This is a genomic window from Nocardia sp. NBC_01499, from assembly GCF_045040275.1.
Classification (GTDB): domain Bacteria; phylum Actinomycetota; class Actinomycetes; order Mycobacteriales; family Mycobacteriaceae; genus Nocardia.
Genome location: NZ_CP109426.1, coordinates 8,227,565 through 8,244,030, shown reverse-complemented (window position 1 = coordinate 8,244,030; position 16,466 = coordinate 8,227,565). Strand labels below are relative to the sequence as shown.

The window sequence follows — 16,466 nt, the reverse complement described above, 5'->3', positions numbered from 1 at the left end:
CGTCAGTTCTCCTTGTCCGCACGCCCACTCAGGCGCTCCACCCCGCGCAGCAGGGCACTGTGGTCGAGTCCGCCGTCACCGCTCGCTTTGGCGGAGGCCATCAACTGCTCCACCAGGGAGCCGAGCGGTACCACCACTCCGGCCTCGCGTGCCGCGACCGTCACGATGCCCATATCCTTGTGGTGCAGGTCGATTCGGAAGCCCGGCGCGAAGGATCGGGACAGCATGTTGCCCTGTTTCTGGTCGAGCACCTTCGAACCGGCCAGCCCGCCGCCGAGCACGCGCAGGGCGGCCTCGGTGTCGACGCCGTACGCCTCGAGGAAGATCACGGCCTCGGCGAGCGCCTGGATATTGGCCGCGACGATCAGCTGATTGGCCGCCTTGACGGTCTGGCCCGAGCCGCTGGGGCCAACGTGCACAACGGTTTTGCCGACCACGTCGAAGATCGGCTTCGCCGCGTCGAAGTCCGCGACCTCGCCGCCGACCATGATTGACAAGGTGGCGTCGACCGCGCCCTTCTCACCACCGGAGACCGGGGCGTCCAGCAGCCGGAAGCCGCGTGCGGCAGCCTGTTTCGCGAGCTCGACGGTGACATCGGGCCTGATGCTGGAGAAGTCGATGATCAGCGTGCCTGGTGCGGCGCTGTCGAAGACACCTTTCTCGCCGGTCAGCACGTCCTTGACGTCGGGCGAATCGGGCACCATCAGGCAGATCACGTCGGCGCCTTGTACGGCGTCGGCGATCGAGCCAGCGGCGATACCGCCCGCCGCGACGAGTGGTGCGGCTTTGGCCGCGGTGCGATTGTATGCGGTCACGGTGTGACCGGCGGTGGCCAGATGGACGGCCATGGGGCTGCCCATGATGCCAAGCCCTATGAATGCGATGTTGGTCATCGGTGATCCCTGAAGTCGTTACTCGACAATGGTTTACGCGGTTGTCCCGCGACGCTCGCGCGGCAGCCAATCGAAGCTGTCGGCGGAGCTTCCGGACGGCTTGTACTCGAGTCCGACCCAGCCGAGGTAGCCGCGGGTCTCGAGTTCGGCGAGTTGCCGCGGCAACGGCAGTTCGCCGCTACCGGGTTGGTGCCTGCCCGGACTGTCGGCGATCTGTACGTGCGCGATCCGGGCGGTGTGCTCCGCGATGACCTTGTCGACGTCGTCGCCGTTGACCGCCAGGTGGTATAGATCCGCGAGCAGCCCGATATTCGTTGCGCCCGTTGATGTTTGCACCCGGTCGATGACAGCCAGCGCGTCGGCCGCGGTGCGAAGCGGATAGCGATCCGCGCCGCTCACCGGCTCGACCAGCACCGTGCCACCGATGCGGGCGGCGGCTCCCGCTGCGAGAGCGAGGTTTTCGGTCGCCAACTCGTCCTGCGCCGCGGCGGCGGCCCCGTCGATCCGATTGCCGTAGAGCGCGTTGAACGCTCGGCAGCCGAGGCGTTCGCCGATCTCGATGGTGACGTCGATGTTGTCGCGGAACTCCGCGGACCGCGCGGGCCAGGAAAGCAGGCCGCGGTCACCGGCCGGCATGTCACCGGCGGCGAAGTTCAGGCCGACCAGGGACACTCCGGCGTTTTCGACAGCGGCGACGAAGGCGTCGACCTCCTTGTCACCGGGCACCGCGCGGTCGAAGGGCCACCAGAACTCGACCGCATCGAATCCGGCCCTGCGCACCGCCGCCGGTCGTTCGAGCAGGGGCAGCTCGGTGAACAGGATCGAGCAGTTGACCTCGTAGCGAAGTGAATGACCCATGAACCCTTCAATTCCACAATGCGGAAAAACTATTCTGATATACGGAATAGCTTAAGAGTCGGACCTGACCTGGTCAAGGAACGTCGAAGGGGCTGGACAGTTCTCGGCCGCCGCCTGACCGCCGGTAGGCTTCCACCATCCGGAAACGTGGAGGCAGCAGTGACCGCAGCGAGTGAAGCCAAGGGACGCACCGGCGGCGTCCAGTCGATCGAGCGCGCGTTCGGCCTGCTCGAAACCATGGCCGACGAGGGCGGCATGATGGGCCTTTCGCAGCTCGCCACCGCCTCCGGCCTGCCGCTACCGACCATCCACCGGCTGGTCCGCACGCTCGTCGACCTCGGCTACCTCCGCCAGGAACCCTCCCGCCAATACGTCCTCGGCCCGAAGCTGATCAAGCTCGGCGAAAGCTCCGCGCACATGCTCGGCCTGCGCGCCCGCCCGCACCTGGCCCGGCTCGTCGACGAACTCGGCGAATCCGCCAACATGGCCATGCTCGACGGTGATCAGATCGTCTACGTCGCCCAGGTCCCGTCCCGCCATTCGATGCGCATGTTCACCGAGGTCGGCCGCCGGGTCCTGCCGCACTGCACCGCGGTCGGCAAAGCCCTGCTGGCGGGCATGCCCCCCGAGCGCACCCGAGAACTATTGCAGCGCAACGGAATGCCCCGCTACACCGAACACACCATCACCGACCCCGAAGAGTTCACCCGCCAACTCGCCACCGCGGCAACCAACGGCTACGCCATCGACGACGGCGAACAAGAACTCGGCGTCCGCTGCGTAGCCGTAGCCGTCCCCCAAGCCCCCGCCCACCTAGCCATCTCCATCTCCGGCCCCGTAGGCCGAATGTCCGAACAACTAGTAGACCGAGCCGTCCCCCTACTCACCGAAGTAAGCCAAGCCCTCTCCACCGACCTCCGCTGAACCCACCCCCAGCGGTCTACCTACAGGTCGGCGGCAAAGCCCAACGCGCGTAAGTGTTTTCCGGCGACACGGTGATCACGTCACATACTCGAACCAACGACTCCGGGATCTCACCGCCGAAATGCGCTGCGCCGGGCGTGACCACAGCTTCCGCCGTCGTCCGCCGGACGACGGCAAGCAACTCGCTGACCGGGTGTTCGGTCCGCGGCCCGAACACCACAGTCTTGCGGAGTTCGTAGCCGAGCCGCTTTGCGACACTGCGGATCTGGGTTTCATCCTGAGCGCCACTATCGACGCTAAGAGCCGGGCGGCGACCAACCTACAAAGGTGCCAAACGGTGCCGAATCCATTGACCTAGCACATTCAATAGCCCGACCATGGGCTCCTATCCGCTCCAACTAATACTGGGGGCTAATCATGTATGTGCGATTGCTCGGCGGCGTCGCAGCCACCGCCGATCCGGTTATCGTCGAGTACGCCTGTTCGATCCGAGATCGGGTGTGGGCCAAAGCGATTCCGCACCAGCAGTACCGGTGGCAGTAAGCGGAGCCGATCGGGCCCGGCAAGCTTTGGGAGCCCGACTACGGGAGCTCCGCAAAGACGCCGGGCTCAGCGGCCGGGAACTGTCCGCCTCCGCAGGCTGGCACTGGACCAAAACCAGCCGCATCGAACTCGGCAAGCGCCCGCCTTCCGAGGCGGACATCGAGGCATGGTGCCGCGTCTGCGGCGCCGAGCTTGCGCTACCCGATCTACTGGCGGCCCGGCGCAACGTGGAAGCCCAATGGGCCGAATGGAAACGGGTCGTTGCCGCCGGGCGCACCGGGCGGCAACGACGCGGCGTCGAATCAAAGTGTTTCTCGGTCAGCCGTGTACCGATCGCGCTCCGCGCTCCGCGGCAATCGTGGCTGCCGCTACCTGAGTCGTCCGTGACACCACTTATAGGGGGATTCCGGGTTTCGCTCTTGCTCCGAAGATGTTGGTGCAGAAGAATTTTGATGGAACCATGACTGGGTGGTTGGTTGCGGCGGAATCTGGCGCGGCCGCCTTACGGAGGGGATCTCGATGAGGTTCGAGGCACTAGGACCGCGGGCTGGGGCACGGGCGATTCGGTTCGGAATCGTGGTGGCGGTGCTGGGGTTGGCTGCCGGGTGTGGAGCCGAGACACCCGCCGCACCGGCGACGAGCGCGTCGGTCGCGCCCGCCGATTACCAGAGCGGTTACGGCACCGCCTTCAAGTCCCCGAGCGGACAGTTTTGGTGCAGCATCGTCGACGGCCATGCGGGCTGCAATGGACAATTTCCGCCGGATGTCCCGCTGGTCCACGATTGCGCGGGCAAGATGAGCGAGCCCAACACGATCTCCGTGTCGCGTGGAAACGAGGGCGGGTTCGTCCGCGCCTGTTCGCCCACGGCCGCTGTCGACTCAAAGATCCTGCCCTACAACGTTGTTCTGCGTATCGCCAAGACGCAGTGCGTGATTCACGAACAAACCGGCGTCAGCTGCGAGACCGGCGATGGGCACGGATTCACCGTGTCCGATAACGCATACATGCTGAAGTAAGGACTAACCCACGTCTCGCCGCAGCCAGGTCACCTCGGCGCCGGATTCGGTGCCGTAGCGATAGATCTCCAAGTCTTCATCCCATGGCGTCCCGAGTGCGCGATCGATTTCGGCGGCCAGGTCGTAGGTGTTGTATTTGCCGAGTTCGCCAGCGGCTTGGAGCATTGCGCGCAGTCGCATTTCACCGAGCGTGACATCACCGTTGGCGCTGGTGGAACCGTGCCAGAGCCCGAGGCCCGGCACGAAACAGTAGCGCTCACCGTCCACCCCCTCACTGGGGTCCTCGGTGACCTCGAAACGCAGCACCGGCCAGGACCGCAATGACTGGGCAATGCGGGCGGCGGTGCCTACCGGTCCCATCCATTCGCTGGTTGCGCGCAGTTGGCCGTCGGCGGGTTGTGCGGTCCAGCGCAATTTGGCTGGCGAGCCGAGTGCGGAGGTGAGCGCCCATTCGACGTGCGGGCACACCGCAGCGGGCGACGAGTGGATGTACACCACACCCGCCGTCACGTCCGCGAACTGACTCGATGCGCGCACTACTAACACCTCCAGCGTCGACGGGGGACGTCTTCCCCAACGAGCCCGTCTGCTGGTGTTGCCTGAGTGTACTGGAGTGTCCGATGTTACGTGTGTTACTTCACCGCCGTGTTGCGTGGGAGTGTCGCCTCCGCAATAACCGCATCACTGAGGGGCGGCCAGGCTGCTCTCGCCCAGTCGCCGAAATTCTGGTCGGTCAATACGAGACACGCCAACGACGACGCGGGGTCCACCCACAGAAACGTGCCGGACTGCCCGAAATGACCATAGGTTCCCCCCGAATTGGCGCTGCCTGTCCAATGCGGAGTCTTCCCGTCACGAATCTCGAAACCCAGACCCCAGTCATTGGGGCGCTGCGAACCGTAGCCGGGCAGCACGCCATTGAGTCCGGGGAATTGGACCGAGGTCGCCTCGGCGTGCGTCTGCGCGGAGAGCAATCGGGGGTTCAGCAATTCCGCGGCGAAACGGGCCAGATCGGCGGCGCTCGACCGGCCAGCGTGTCCGGCGGGCCCGGCCAGTGCCGAGTCGGTCATGCCGAGTGGCTCGAATACCGCGTCGTGCAGGTATTCCTCGAACGCGATCCCGGTCTGCTCGGTGACGAATCGCGCGAGCACCTCGAATCCGATGCTCGAGTAGATGCGGCGGGTGCCTGGCGCGGCCTGGATATCGCTGGTGTCGAAGGCGAGTCCCGACGCATGCGCCAGCAGGTGCCGCACCGTCGACCCCGGCGGCCCGGCGGGCTGATCGAGTTCGATCGCCCCCTCCTCCACCGCGACGAGTACCGCATAGGCCACCAACGGCTTGGTCACCGAGGCGAGCGGGAACACCCGATCCACCTCGCCCTGGCTCGTCGTCGCGCCGTCACGGGTGACGACCGCGGCCGCCGCGTGCCGGACCGGCCAATCGCTGATCTGCTCGAGTGAACGCACTCAGCGAGCGTACGAGAAGAACGCCGTTACGATCGAATAACCATGAGTGAGCAGCTAACGATCCACGGCGAGGTCGAGTCCGGCTTCGGGCCCGTCGCCGACGCTTTCCGGCGCAACTTCGCACAGCACGGCGAAATCGGGGCAGCGGTCGCGGTGTACGCGGGCGACCGGGCGGTGGTGGATCTGTGGGCTGGCCATCGTGATCGGCACCGCACCTTGCCGTGGGAGCGGGACACGATCGTTCCGGTGTTCTCCTCGACGAAGGGGCTTGCCGCGTTCACGCTCGCGGCGGCGGTGTCGAAGGGGCTGCTCGACTATGAACAGCCGGTCGCGAAGTACTGGCCCGAGTTCGCCGCGCACGGTAAGGACAAGATCACCGTGCGTCAGCTGATCGATCATCAGGCCGGGCTGTCCGGCCTGGATTCGGTGGTGCGGCTGAGTCAGATCGCCGACCTGGACGGGCTCGCAGCGATCCTCGCCGCGCAGAAGCCCGCGTGGCGGCCGGGTACCAGGCATGGCTATCACGCGATCACCCTCGGGCTCTATCAAGGCGAACTGCTGCGCCGGGTCGACCCGAAGCACCGCACGCTCGGGCGAATCTTCGCGGAGGACTTCGCGAAACCGCTCGGCCTGGATTTCTTCATCGGACTGCCCGCCGACCAAGGGTTGGAGCGCATCGCCACCATGGCCGCCACCCGCGGCATGGACGCGCTGCGCTACGAACGTGACGTTCCGCTGCGCATCGGCGCCGAGTTCGTCGCCAAGCGCGGCCACGCCTACGCCGCTCTGAGCAATCCGCGCACGGGCAGTCCCGCGCGGGCGACGCGCCGCGAGTTCCTCGAGGTCGAACTGCCCGGCTCCAACGGTGTCGGCAATGCCCGTGCGTTGGCCCGTGTCTACGGTGCAGCGGCAGGGCGCACCGGCGCGCTCCCCATCGGCGACGCCCTGCTCGGCCAGCTGGCCGCCGCGGACACCGCCGACGATGTCCCCGCCGGAGATCTGGTGCTGCACATCAAGACTCGCTACCACCTCGGCTTCCGCAAGTCCGGCGGCGAGTTCCGCTTCGGTTCCGACAAGCGCGCCTACGGCACCACCGGACTCGGCGGCTCCTTCGGATTCGCCGACCCCGCAACGGGTCTCGGCTTCGGCTACTCGATGAACCGGCTCGGCCTCGCCGTCCTCGACGACGTCCGCAGCCGCAACCTCCGCGAGGCCCTGCGCCGCTGCACCAGCTGAGCGCGAGTCAATTGCTCAGTGCCGCACAAAGATCCTCGTACGGGCCGACCAGTGCGAGGAGTTGCCGAGTGGTCTGGCCGCCCTTCGATGTCACACGGACGGACATGAATCCTCGTGAGATGTACCAGTGGTGCTGAGCCGAGGCCGGACTGTCCGTCCCGTGCATGCCCGCGGACCAATCCCCGCCGCTCAGGACGAAGTCACCGGGATCGCGCGTCGGATAGACCAGTGTGCCGTCACCGGATATGTCACGGTCCACCGTCCGGCCCGTGGCCAGATTCGTCGCACGCAACACCAATGCGCCTGTCTCCGTGGCGAATAGCGGGCGGCCCTGATCGTCATACCAGGTGCGCTGCGTCAGATCGCTCACCGGGAATTCGACATGCGCCGGGAAGGCACACACCTCACCCGCTCGATACTCGAACGGCACCTCCTGCGGGTGAGTGACGACCGGGACACCCGGCTCCGCATTCGCCGGTCCACTCCCGACCGTGCACAGCGCGGCGACAATTGCCGCCGAGGACAAGATAATTCGGTTACGCATCACGCGCCCCTTTCTCCGGTGCGCCCATTGTTCTCAGGAACCGCACTGCGCGAGCACAATTGACGTGACCGGGTGAAGTTCCTTCCCTGACAATGACGGGATGAGTGCTCCGGCCGCATGGACTGTCGCCCCCGAAGACTTCGGCTCCCCCGTCGCCGCCGCGCTGTGGCGCGCCTACTACACCGAGGTCAGCGACCGGTGGTATCAGCTGCACGAAAGGCGGGTGACCGATCCGGCGGAACTCGAGCGCGGGATCGCGGCGACGAGCGGGGCCGAGTTCGTGCCGCCTCGTGGCGTGTTGCTGGTCGCCCGGTATGGGGGTGAGCCCGTCGGGTCGGCCGGGGTGCGTCTGCTCGATGACTCGACCGCGGAGCTGAAGCGGATGTTCCTGCGCGCGGATATGCGAGGTCAGGGTGGGGCCGCATTTCTCGGGGAGGCCGCGGAACGACAGGCGCGGGCGCTCGGCGCTGAGCGGATCGTGCTCGATACCCGGCGCGATCTAGTGGAGGCGAGGGCGCTGTATGCCCGGCTCGGGTACGTGGAGTCGACGGCGCACAACGACGAGATGTATGCGGAGTGCTGGTATCAGAAGACCCTTTAACCGGGCGTCCGAGCTGCTTACACTGATGAGGCTGCACCCATTCTTCACCGATTCGATCGATACCAAGCACGGAATCGAGGGACCTCGTGGCAGAGCAGCCCGCAACCATCGACACATACATCGCCGCGTTTCCCGAAGACGTCCGCGGCATCCTCGAGGAAATCCGGCACACCATCCAGCGCGCCCTACCGGAGGCGACGGAGGCGATCAGCTACGACATCCCCGCCTTCAAAGTGAACGGTCACAACACCGTCCACTTCGCCGGATGGAAGAAACACATCAGCCTCTATCCGATCCCGGACGGCGACAAAGCCTTCAACCGCGCCGTCGAACCATATCGGGCCGGCAAGGGAACAGTGAAGTTCCCGTTGACCAAACCCATCCCCTACGACCTCATCGCACAGATCGCGACCACGCTCGCCACCCGCTCCTGAAGCCCATAGGAAAAGGGTCTTCGCCCGCCGCTCGGCGGGCGGCATGATGATCGAGGTCTCGATGTCGATCGGCTGTGCCGGGGAAAAGGTTCTAATGCCAAGCGGTCCCGATAGATTCGGCAAACTTCGCAACGTGTCGCAGATCCGCGCGCAATTGGACGAGGTCGAAACCAAGCTCAGCCAGCTCCACGTTCGCGGTGCGGTTATCAGGACCAAGGACTCGGCATCGCCCGGTGACACCGTGCCCGATCTGACGCTGCTCGACGAGGCAGGCCAGCCGATCACGCTCGGCGAGATCGTCGCGAACCACCGTGCCGTTTTCATCTTTTATCACGGCACCTGGTCCACGCGCTGCGCCGAGACTTTGCGCCGATATCAGCGGGAACTACTGCCCGAGCTGGCCCGCCGCCGCGTCCAACTGGTCGGGATCAGTCCGCAAACTCCCGACGGATCGCAATACACCAGGGACCTGAACAGCTTGATCTTCCCGTTGCTTTCCGACATCGGCAACGAGTTCGCCAGTGCCCTCGGTATCAGAGACCTCGTGGACCCTGACCCGATCGACGCCATCGAAATGGCTCGTTACGCGGCCAAAACCCGCAACTCCGAAGGCGATTGGGAACTCCCGCACCCGACCACGCTCATCCTCGATCAGACCCGAACCGTGCACTTCATCGACGTCCGCCTCAACGACCTGCCGCCAACCCACCCCAAGGACATCCTCCTCGAACTGGGCTAGCAACTGGCCGCACGCTGTTTACCAGTCGGCTTCGGTGTACTTGATGATGCCGCGAATGTTCTTGCCGTCCAGCATGTCCTGGTAGCCCTGGTTGATCTCCTCCAGGGCGTAGGTGCGGGTGACCATGTCGTCGAGGTTGAGCTGGCCCGCCTTGTAGAGGCGGAGCAGGTTCGGGGCGTCCTGGCGGGCGTTGCCGCCGCCGAAGATGGTGCCCTTCACGGTCTTCTGCAGCATGGACAGCAGGAAGCTGTTCATCTTGACGTCGCCGGCGTCCATCCGGCCCATCGAGGTGACGACAAGGGTGCCTGCCTTGGCGGTGAGGATCAGGCCCTCTTCGACGTAGTCGCCGTGCATTTCGCCCATGGTGAGAATGACCTTCTCGGCCATCCGTCCCTCGGTGGCGTCCATCAGCGGCATGATCGCGGCGGCCATGCTCTCGTAGGTGTGCGTGGCGCCGAACTTCTGCGCCTGCTCGCGCTTCCACGGATTCGGGTCGATCGCAACGACTTTCGACGCGCCGGAGAGCACCGCGCCCTGCAGCGCGCTCATGCCGACCCCGCCGATGCCGGCGATCACCACGGTCTCGCCTGGCTCGACCTGCGCGACATGGGTTGCCGAGCCGAAGCCGGTCGGCACGCCGCAGCCGACCAGGCAGGCCACCTCGAACGGGATGCTCGGATCGATCTTCACGACCGAGGTGTGGTGCACCGTCATGTACGGCGCGAACGTGCCGAGCAGGCACATCGGGATGACGTTCTCGCCGCGCGCCTGGATCCGGTAGGTGCCGTCGCTGATCGACTGACCCATCAGCAGGCCGGCGCCCAGATCGCACAGCGCCATATTGCCGCTCACGCAGGACGGACAGCGCCCGCACGCGGGGATGAACGACAGGATGACATGATCGCCCACCGCCAGATCGGTGGGACAGTTCGGCCCGAGCTTGGTGATCACGCCGGCGCCCTCGTGCCCGCCCATGACCGGGAAGGCAGGCATCGGCGTCGCACCGGTGACGATGTGATGATCCGAATGGCACATGCCCGCTGTCTCCAGTCGGATCTGCACCTCACCGGAGACCGGATCGCCGACCTCGATCTCTTCTACCGACCATGGTTGGTCGATCCCCCACAGGATCGCGCCCTTCGTCTTCATTCCTGTCGACCCTCTCGCATGCACGTGCTTATATGTGACTGCACCCACACTAAGCCAAAAGTGGAACGCGTTCTAGTACCGAGTTGGAAATTCAGCGGTATCGGCGATCGACGGTCCGGAACACGTTCTAGTCTTGGGTCGAAAATCAGCCGCGCACGTCGTGCACGTGATGGACGAGATCGTGGAGGAAGTAGCGCGCGAACGAATCGACCGTGAAGGCCGCACCGTCGCTGCGCTCGCCGCGGCGGTCGCGCTGATCGGGCAGCACGGACTCGAAGGCGTGCGCGACCGCGTCGGCCGCCACGGCGAGTTCGGTGGCGACCCACGCCGGGTCCTGCTGGTCGTAGCGGTCGGTCACGGCGGTCTCGTCCTGGTCCCAGTTCGCGAAGCGCGGGACGGTGCCGTCGACCGCACCGCGCAGCATTTGAGCGAGGCGGATATCGAAGAGGCGGCACACGTCACGGACGTGCGCGGCGTACTCCAGCGGCGACCAGGTCGAGTCGTCCGGGCGAACCCTGGCGTCAGGGCGGGCGAGCACCTCGGCGATTCGAGACGCGCTCTGCCGCGTCAGCGACGGCACGTCCTCGTAGCCGATCGCGGCGGGGTCGAATCCACAATCGGGACAAGCACGTTCGACCACCCAGGTCCAGTTCTTCGCATCAGGAACGATCGGCATGCGCCCAACGTAACCTGGCCGAATATCGGCAACCACCGATATTCAGCCGACTGTCGGCAACATCCCGACAATTACTCCATCAGACGATGCGCGCGCTCGAACAACTCCAGCGTGATGGCGTGCAGGAAGTCACCGACCTGCTTGGGCGCCTTGCCGGCGAACGCGCGTGCGTGCGTGCCCTCGAGCACGATGCCGAGCTTGAAGCAGGCGAGCACGGTGTACCAGGGGACGGCGCTGAGGTCGCGGTCGGAGAACTGTCCGTAGTGGGCCACCATCTCGTCCGAGGTCGGCAGTCCGCCCGCGGCACCGATCTTGCCGATCAGCGCGGCGCCGACGGTGCCCGGTTCCGGCCGGGTCGCGATCTGCCAGCCGAGATCGAGCAGCGGATCGCCGATGGTGGACATCTCCCAGTCGACCATCGCCGCGACCTGCGGGCCGTCGAAGGCGAACATCATGTTCGCGAGATGGCAGTCGCCGTGCAGGATGCCCGGCGACCACTGCGCGGGCCGATTGCGGTCAAGCCACTCACCGGTCCGCTCGACGCCGGGGATCTCCGGGCCCGGATAACCCTCGTTGGCCGAGTACGACGCCAATTCGCCGAGCCAGCGCGGCACCTGACGTTCCAGGAAGCCGTCGGGCTTGCCGTAGTCGGCCAATCCGAGGGCTTGATAATCGAGCGCGCCGAGCCGGGCGATGGCCTCGACCGCGGACAGACCCATCTCCTTGCGGATCGCCGCATCGCCCGCATGCAACTCCGGCAGCTCGTTGGCGGGATTGAAGCCGTCGATCGGTTCCATCAGGTAGAAGACCGCGCCGATCACCGAGTCGTCGGGGCAGGCCGCGATCACCCGGGGCGCGCGCACGTCGGTGCCGTTGATGGCGGCGAGCAGCCTGGCCTCGCGCCGGATCACATCGTTGCTCTTGGCGCGCAAATGCTTCGGGCCGCGGCGCAGTACGTAGTCCGTGCCGCCGCGACCGAACCGGAGCATGACGTTCTGCGTCCCGCCGCCGAGCGAGGTCACCTCCTCGAATTCCCCTGCGGGCAAGCCCTGCTCATCCATCCACTTGCCGACGAGGGCGAAGTCAACGAGTGCTTGGTCCACACCGGCCGGTTGCGCAACAGACATGCCCAACATTGTGCACCACCCGTCGAACCCAACTGACGGCACTGGACAACAGTTGGACCCAGTCGGTGCGGCGTAGGGTTTCTTGCACCATGCGCACGTTGTTGATCGACAATTACGACTCGTTCACCTACAACCTGTATCAGCTGATCAGCGAGGTGAACGGCATCGAGCCGACTGTCGTGCGCAATGACGAGGCCGGGGACCTCGAATTGGCCCGTTTCGACAACATCGTCATCTCGCCGGGACCAGGCCGACCGGACGTCGCGCGCGATGTCGGAATCTCGGCCGCGGTAATCGCCGAAACGGACCTGCCGCTGCTCGGCGTGTGCCTCGGCCATCAGGGCATCGTGGTCGCCGCGGGCGGCACCGTCGCCGCCGCACCGGCCGCGCTACACGGCTATCTGGACCGGATCGAGCACGACGACCGCGACCTGTTCGCCGGCATCCCCCAGGGTTTCACCGCCGTCCGATACCACTCGCTGTGCGCCGAGCCGCCGCTGCCGGACAGCCTGGAGATCACCGCGACGGCCGCCGACGGCGTGATCATGGGGGTACGGCATCGCAGTCGGCCGCAGTGGGGTGTGCAGTTCCATCCCGAGTCGATCGCCAGCGAATTCGGCGCCGCGCTGCTGCGCAACTTCGCGAAACTGACTGCGGCACATCGGGAGCAGGCGAACCGAGCCGCCGGGCCGATCGCCGGACGGCCGGAGCCGGTGACGATGCGGCTGCGGCCGGTGACCATCCCGCAGCCGGGCGTCTCGCAATCTCGTTCGGCGACAACGCAATCCAGCACGCCCGCGCTGGCTCCCGAGCAATTCCCCGCCCTGGTCGAGCAATTCGGCGCGATGGGAAGCGGTCCGCTGAGCAGTACCCCCGGTGCGGCGCGTGCCGACGTCCTTGATCGCTACGGCGGGCCGCCTCGGCATTGGCAGTTGCAGCATGCCGTGCTCGAGCGGGCGATCGATACCGAGAGCGCGTTCGTCCGGCTGTACGGCAACTCCCCCACCGCGTTCTGGCTCGACAGCGAGCATGTCGAGCCGGGGCTCGATCGGTTCTCGTTCCTGGGTGATGCGAGCGGACCGCTAGCGGAGGTGGTGCGCTACCGGGTGGGCACGGGCGAGGTGACCGTCGAATCGTCGGACGGGAACCGGCGCGTCGTCGCGGGCGGGATCCTCGACTATCTGGCCGCCGAGTTGCGGCTGCGGCAGCTCGAACTGCCCGATCTGCCTTTCGATTTCGCGGGCGGCTACGTCGGGTACCTGGGTTATGAGGTGAAGGCCGATTGCGGCGGGCAGGCGGCCCATCGCGCCCCGACACCGGACGCGCAATGGATCTTCGCCGACCGGATCGTGGTGGTCGATCATGTCGGCGGCCGCACCCATCTGCTGTCCCTGACGGATTCAACGGCCGACTCGCTGCGCGCGGGCGCCGACTGGCTGCGCGACACCGGGGAAACCCTGGAAAGCCTTCCCACCTGGGCGAATCCACCGACCCTCGACGTGCCGTCCGACGGTGACGCCGTCGAACCGCTGCTCACCCGCGGCCGGGACCGCTACCTCGCCGATATCGCGGTCTGCCGGGAGCGGCTGCTCGCGGGCGAATCCTACGAGATCTGCCTCACCGACAGCGCGACCGTGCCCGCCGTCGAGGACGGCGGCCTCGACTTCTACCGCACCCTTCGCCGCTGCAATCCGGCGCCGTACGCGGCGTACCTGCGCTTCGACGACCTCGAAATCGCCTGCTCCTCACCGGAACGCTTCCTGAAGATCGACCGAAGCCGCACGGTGGAGAGCAAGCCGATCAAGGGCACCGCCCCGCGCGGCGCGACCCCCGCCGAGGACGAGCGGCTGGCCCGCGAACTGGCCGACAGCCCGAAGACCAGGGCAGAGAATCTGATGATCGTCGACCTGTTACGCAACGATCTCGGCCGGGTGTGCGAGATCGGCAGCGTGCACGTGCCCAAGCTGATGGCCACCGAGCCGTATATGACCATGCACCAACTGGTTTCCACGGTGCGCGGCACGCTGCGCCCCGGCGTCGGCGTGATCGACTGCCTGCGTGCGTGTTTCCCCGGCGGCTCGATGACCGGCGCGCCGAAGCTGCGCACCATGGAGATCATCGACGAGCTGGAAACCGAAGCGCGCGGCATCTACTCGGGCACCATCGGCTTCCTCGGGCTCGGCGGCACCGCCGACCTCAATATCGTCATCCGCACCGCCGTGCGCTTCGACGGCCGCTGGCGGATCGGCGCTGGCGGCGCGATCGTGCTCGATTCCGACGCCGAGGACGAGTACCACGAGATGGTGCTCAAGGCCGCGGCCACGCTGCGCGCGGCGACGGATCGCGCCGCAACCTGAACCGGACGGCACCGCGAAAACGCCGCTGACGGCGTGCGGCCCGCCGAATGGAGGGGTCGGCGGAGTCGGCGTGTCGGAGGGTCGTGGCATAGTTCGAACACGATGAAACTCAGCAAAGGCGCCAATGCGGCGGTACCGACATCCCTTCTTGCCGTGGTTGTTTCGTGGCGGTCGGCACACACGGTAGACGCGCATGCCCTCTTGCTCGGCGAGTCGGGCACGGTGCGCACGGATCGCGATCTGGTGTTCTACAACGCGCCGCGGCATGTTTCGCAGGCGGTGACGCTCGATCAGGAGCCCGCGCCACGCACCGCACGGCTGAGTGTTTCGCTGCCGCGCACCGAGGCGGACGTGGATCGGATCGTGATCACCGGATCGGTCGACGAAGGCACCTTCGGCGACATCACGGGCCTGTCGCTCACCATCCACGACGCGCACGGGCCGATGGCCGGGTTCGCGATCGAGGACGCCGACCCGGTCACCGCGCTGATGTTCGGCGAGTTCTATCGCAGGGACGGCCAGTGGCGGTTCCGCGCCATCGCCCAGGGGTGGGAAACCGGATTGTCCGGGCTGGTCACCGAATTCGGGGTCAGCGTCGATGACCGGCCGCGAACATCGCACCCGGCGAACCCCTTCGGTAGCGGACGGTCGCCACATCAGCCGACGCTGGAGCGTATTCCGGTGGTCGACGCCACGCTCGAGCAGAGCGAGGCACCGACGAATCCACGGATACGTCACACGGATCTGCTCGACCAGCCCGCCGTCCGCGCGCACCAGCAACGGCCGGTCGATCTCGCGCGCCGCCTGGCCGACCCGGTACCCGCCCCCGCCGCACCGCCGAATCCCGAGCTGGCCGACTGGCATTCGGATCCCGAGAACCCGGCACGCCTGCGCTGGTGGGACGGAACCGAGTGGACCAGCGCCACCCACCAGCAGCACCAGCCGAGCGACCGGCACTGCGCTCGATGCGGAAACCTGCGGCGCCGCAAGCTGTTCGGCGGCCTCGCACCATGCCAGTCCTGCGCGACCGAGATCGAGGAATTCCTGACGCACTGGCACACCCAGGCGTGGCGGGTGCTCACCGCGCACGGCCCGCGCGGCCCCGAGTGGGCGTCGCTGTGGGCGTCGTTGCGCTATCAGCGCATCGAGGAGAACGCGGGCCGCGAGGCATTGCGCGACGCGGCACTCAGCTATGTGGAGCGGCTGGTCACCTTCATCTTCGCCGACGGTGAGGTCGAGCACGACGAGCTGGCGGCGTTCGAGCACGCCGTCACCGAACTGGCCCTGACCGGTCCGCTGATCGAGGACCTGCGGCGCCGAATGCATCGCGGCCGCACCCTGTCCCGGCTGCGAGCGGGCGATCTGCCGGTGATGCGGACCCCGGGCCTGCACCTCGATCCCGAGGAGAAGGTGCATCTGGATCTGCCCGCGGTGCACGTCCGTCAGCTGGCGCGCGGCCCGCGACTCACCGAGGGCAGGCTGATCGTCAGCAACAAGAAGCTGCGCTTCGTCGGCGACGGTACGGGCACCGAATTGCTGTGGTCTCGCATCGTTTCCGTGCACACCGAGCAGAACGCGGTGGTACTCGCGGCGACCTCGTCGCGCGGCGGTGCCACCTTCACCGTCAGCGACCCGGACTACGTCGCCGCCGCGCTCGAGGGCGCGCTACGGGTGGCCAAGCGCCTGATCCTCACCCCAGGTCAGCTCGACACCCGCAGCATCCCGCAGGAGGTGAAAGCCGAAGTGTGGCAACGCGACGGCGGCAAATGCGTCGAGTGCGGCGACAGCCACTACCTCGAGTTCGACCACATCATCCCGCTCAGCCGCGGCGGCGCCACCAGCGCGACCAACCTGCAGATCCTGTGCCGCTCTTGCAACCGCGCGAAGGGCGCCCGCATCTGA

At 66.6% G+C, this 16,466-nt stretch carries 18 protein-coding genes; 10 read left to right on the top strand and 8 right to left on the bottom strand.

Going from position 1 to position 16,466, the window contains the following annotated elements; translation table 11 throughout:
- Positions 1-2 precede the first annotated feature (2 nt).
- Positions 3-893, bottom strand: a complete 891-nt coding sequence (locus OG203_RS37845) for a 2-hydroxy-3-oxopropionate reductase (protein WP_405161998.1) — start codon at positions 891-893, stop codon at positions 3-5.
- A 33-nt stretch (positions 894-926) separates the two neighbouring features.
- Positions 927-1,751, bottom strand: coding sequence for a hydroxypyruvate isomerase family protein (locus tag OG203_RS37840; RefSeq protein ID WP_405161997.1), 825 nt, complete (start codon positions 1,749-1,751; stop codon positions 927-929).
- Between the two features lie 159 nt (positions 1,752-1,910).
- Between OG203_RS37840 and OG203_RS37835 the strand changes: the two genes are divergently transcribed.
- From OG203_RS37835 to OG203_RS37820, 4 genes are all read left to right on the top strand, one after another.
- Positions 1,911-2,675 carry an IclR family transcriptional regulator gene (locus OG203_RS37835; protein WP_405161996.1) on the top strand — a complete coding sequence of 255 codons (765 nt, stop codon included), beginning with the start codon at positions 1,911-1,913 and terminating at the stop codon, positions 2,673-2,675.
- A 417-nt stretch (positions 2,676-3,092) separates the two neighbouring features.
- Positions 3,093-3,218, top strand: coding sequence for a DUF6879 family protein (locus OG203_RS37830; protein WP_405161995.1), 126 nt, complete (start codon positions 3,093-3,095; stop codon positions 3,216-3,218).
- Positions 3,176-3,682: a helix-turn-helix domain-containing protein gene (locus OG203_RS37825; protein WP_405161994.1), complete on the top strand. Its 507-nt coding sequence runs from the start codon at positions 3,176-3,178 to the stop codon at positions 3,680-3,682. Before OG203_RS37830 ends, OG203_RS37825 begins: the two co-directional genes overlap by 43 nt.
- 112 nt (positions 3,683-3,794) lie before the next feature.
- Positions 3,795-4,235 carry a hypothetical protein gene (locus tag OG203_RS37820; RefSeq protein WP_405161993.1) on the top strand — a complete coding sequence of 147 codons (441 nt, stop codon included), beginning with the start codon at positions 3,795-3,797 and terminating at the stop codon, positions 4,233-4,235.
- A gap of 3 nt (positions 4,236-4,238) precedes the next feature.
- On the opposite strand, the gene OG203_RS37815 is transcribed toward OG203_RS37820, so the two are convergent.
- Together OG203_RS37815 and OG203_RS37810 are read right to left on the bottom strand one after the other, a co-directional pair.
- Complete coding sequence (locus OG203_RS37815) at positions 4,239-4,772, bottom strand: DUF3145 domain-containing protein (protein ID WP_405161992.1); 534 nt, start codon at positions 4,770-4,772, stop codon at positions 4,239-4,241.
- 95 nt (positions 4,773-4,867) lie between these two features.
- On the bottom strand, positions 4,868-5,701 hold the full coding sequence (locus OG203_RS37810) for a serine hydrolase domain-containing protein (protein WP_405161991.1): 834 nt from the start codon (positions 5,699-5,701) through the stop codon (positions 4,868-4,870).
- A 42-nt stretch (positions 5,702-5,743) separates the two neighbouring features.
- Between OG203_RS37810 and OG203_RS37805 the strand changes: the two genes are divergently transcribed.
- A complete protein-coding gene (locus OG203_RS37805) occupies positions 5,744-6,937 on the top strand; it encodes a serine hydrolase domain-containing protein (protein WP_405161990.1) in 1,194 nt (397 codons plus the stop codon).
- Between the two features lie 7 nt (positions 6,938-6,944).
- Here the strand turns inward: OG203_RS37805 and OG203_RS37800 are convergent, their stop codons facing one another.
- A complete protein-coding gene (locus OG203_RS37800; RefSeq protein ID WP_405161989.1) occupies positions 6,945-7,481 on the bottom strand; it encodes a hypothetical protein in 537 nt (178 codons plus the stop codon).
- A gap of 100 nt (positions 7,482-7,581) precedes the next feature.
- Between OG203_RS37800 and OG203_RS37795 the strand changes: the two genes are divergently transcribed.
- The 3 genes from OG203_RS37795 to OG203_RS37785 all read left to right on the top strand — a co-directional run bounded on the left by OG203_RS37795 (position 7,582) and on the right by OG203_RS37785 (position 9,255).
- Positions 7,582-8,082 carry a GNAT family N-acetyltransferase gene (locus OG203_RS37795; RefSeq protein ID WP_405161988.1) on the top strand — a complete coding sequence of 167 codons (501 nt, stop codon included), beginning with the start codon at positions 7,582-7,584 and terminating at the stop codon, positions 8,080-8,082.
- Between the two features lie 86 nt (positions 8,083-8,168).
- Complete coding sequence (locus OG203_RS37790) at positions 8,169-8,516, top strand: iron chaperone (protein WP_405161987.1); 348 nt, start codon at positions 8,169-8,171, stop codon at positions 8,514-8,516.
- Between the two features lie 133 nt (positions 8,517-8,649).
- Positions 8,650-9,255 (top strand): peroxiredoxin-like family protein, encoded by a 606-nt coding sequence (locus OG203_RS37785; RefSeq protein WP_405161986.1) that lies wholly within the window; start codon positions 8,650-8,652, stop codon positions 9,253-9,255.
- An 18-nt stretch (positions 9,256-9,273) separates the two neighbouring features.
- Here OG203_RS37785 and OG203_RS37780 read toward each other — a convergent pair whose 3' ends face one another.
- The 3 genes from OG203_RS37780 to OG203_RS37770 form a co-directional block, all read right to left on the bottom strand.
- Positions 9,274-10,404, bottom strand: coding sequence for an NDMA-dependent alcohol dehydrogenase (locus tag OG203_RS37780; protein WP_405161985.1), 1,131 nt, complete (start codon positions 10,402-10,404; stop codon positions 9,274-9,276).
- A gap of 145 nt (positions 10,405-10,549) precedes the next feature.
- A complete protein-coding gene (locus OG203_RS37775; protein WP_405161984.1) occupies positions 10,550-11,080 on the bottom strand; it encodes a DinB family protein in 531 nt (176 codons plus the stop codon).
- A gap of 71 nt (positions 11,081-11,151) precedes the next feature.
- Positions 11,152-12,216: a phosphotransferase family protein gene (locus OG203_RS37770; RefSeq protein WP_405161983.1), complete on the bottom strand. Its 1,065-nt coding sequence runs from the start codon at positions 12,214-12,216 to the stop codon at positions 11,152-11,154.
- 80 nt (positions 12,217-12,296) lie between these two features.
- Here OG203_RS37770 and pabB point away from each other — a divergent pair, with 80 nt between their 5' ends.
- Entirely contained in the window at positions 12,297-14,564 is a 2,268-nt protein-coding gene (pabB, locus tag OG203_RS37765; RefSeq protein WP_405161982.1) for an aminodeoxychorismate synthase component I, read from the top strand.
- Between the two features lie 102 nt (positions 14,565-14,666).
- Positions 14,667-16,466, top strand: a complete 1,800-nt coding sequence (locus OG203_RS37760; protein ID WP_405161981.1) for a TerD family protein — start codon at positions 14,667-14,669, stop codon at positions 16,464-16,466.

Bases quoted from the DNA above. Each gene is read 5' to 3' on its own strand.
- OG203_RS37845 (WP_405161998.1), bottom strand. From the start codon at position 893: ATGACCAACATCGCATTCATAGGGCTTGGCATCATGGGCAGCCCCATG.
- OG203_RS37840 (WP_405161997.1), bottom strand. From the start codon at position 1,751: ATGGGTCATTCACTTCGCTACGAGGTCAACTGCTCGATCCTGTTCACC.
- OG203_RS37830 (WP_405161995.1), top strand. From the start codon at position 3,093: ATGTATGTGCGATTGCTCGGCGGCGTCGCAGCCACCGCCGATCCGGTT.
- OG203_RS37805 (WP_405161990.1), top strand. From the start codon at position 5,744: ATGAGTGAGCAGCTAACGATCCACGGCGAGGTCGAGTCCGGCTTCGGG.
- OG203_RS37800 (WP_405161989.1), bottom strand. From the start codon at position 7,481: ATGCGTAACCGAATTATCTTGTCCTCGGCGGCAATTGTCGCCGCGCTG.
- OG203_RS37795 (WP_405161988.1), top strand. From the start codon at position 7,582: ATGAGTGCTCCGGCCGCATGGACTGTCGCCCCCGAAGACTTCGGCTCC.
- OG203_RS37780 (WP_405161985.1), bottom strand. From the start codon at position 10,404: ATGAAGACGAAGGGCGCGATCCTGTGGGGGATCGACCAACCATGGTCG.
- OG203_RS37775 (WP_405161984.1), bottom strand. From the start codon at position 11,080: ATGCCGATCGTTCCTGATGCGAAGAACTGGACCTGGGTGGTCGAACGT.
- OG203_RS37770 (WP_405161983.1), bottom strand. From the start codon at position 12,216: ATGTTGGGCATGTCTGTTGCGCAACCGGCCGGTGTGGACCAAGCACTC.
- pabB (WP_405161982.1), top strand. From the start codon at position 12,297: ATGCGCACGTTGTTGATCGACAATTACGACTCGTTCACCTACAACCTG.
- OG203_RS37760 (WP_405161981.1), top strand. From the start codon at position 14,667: ATGAAACTCAGCAAAGGCGCCAATGCGGCGGTACCGACATCCCTTCTT.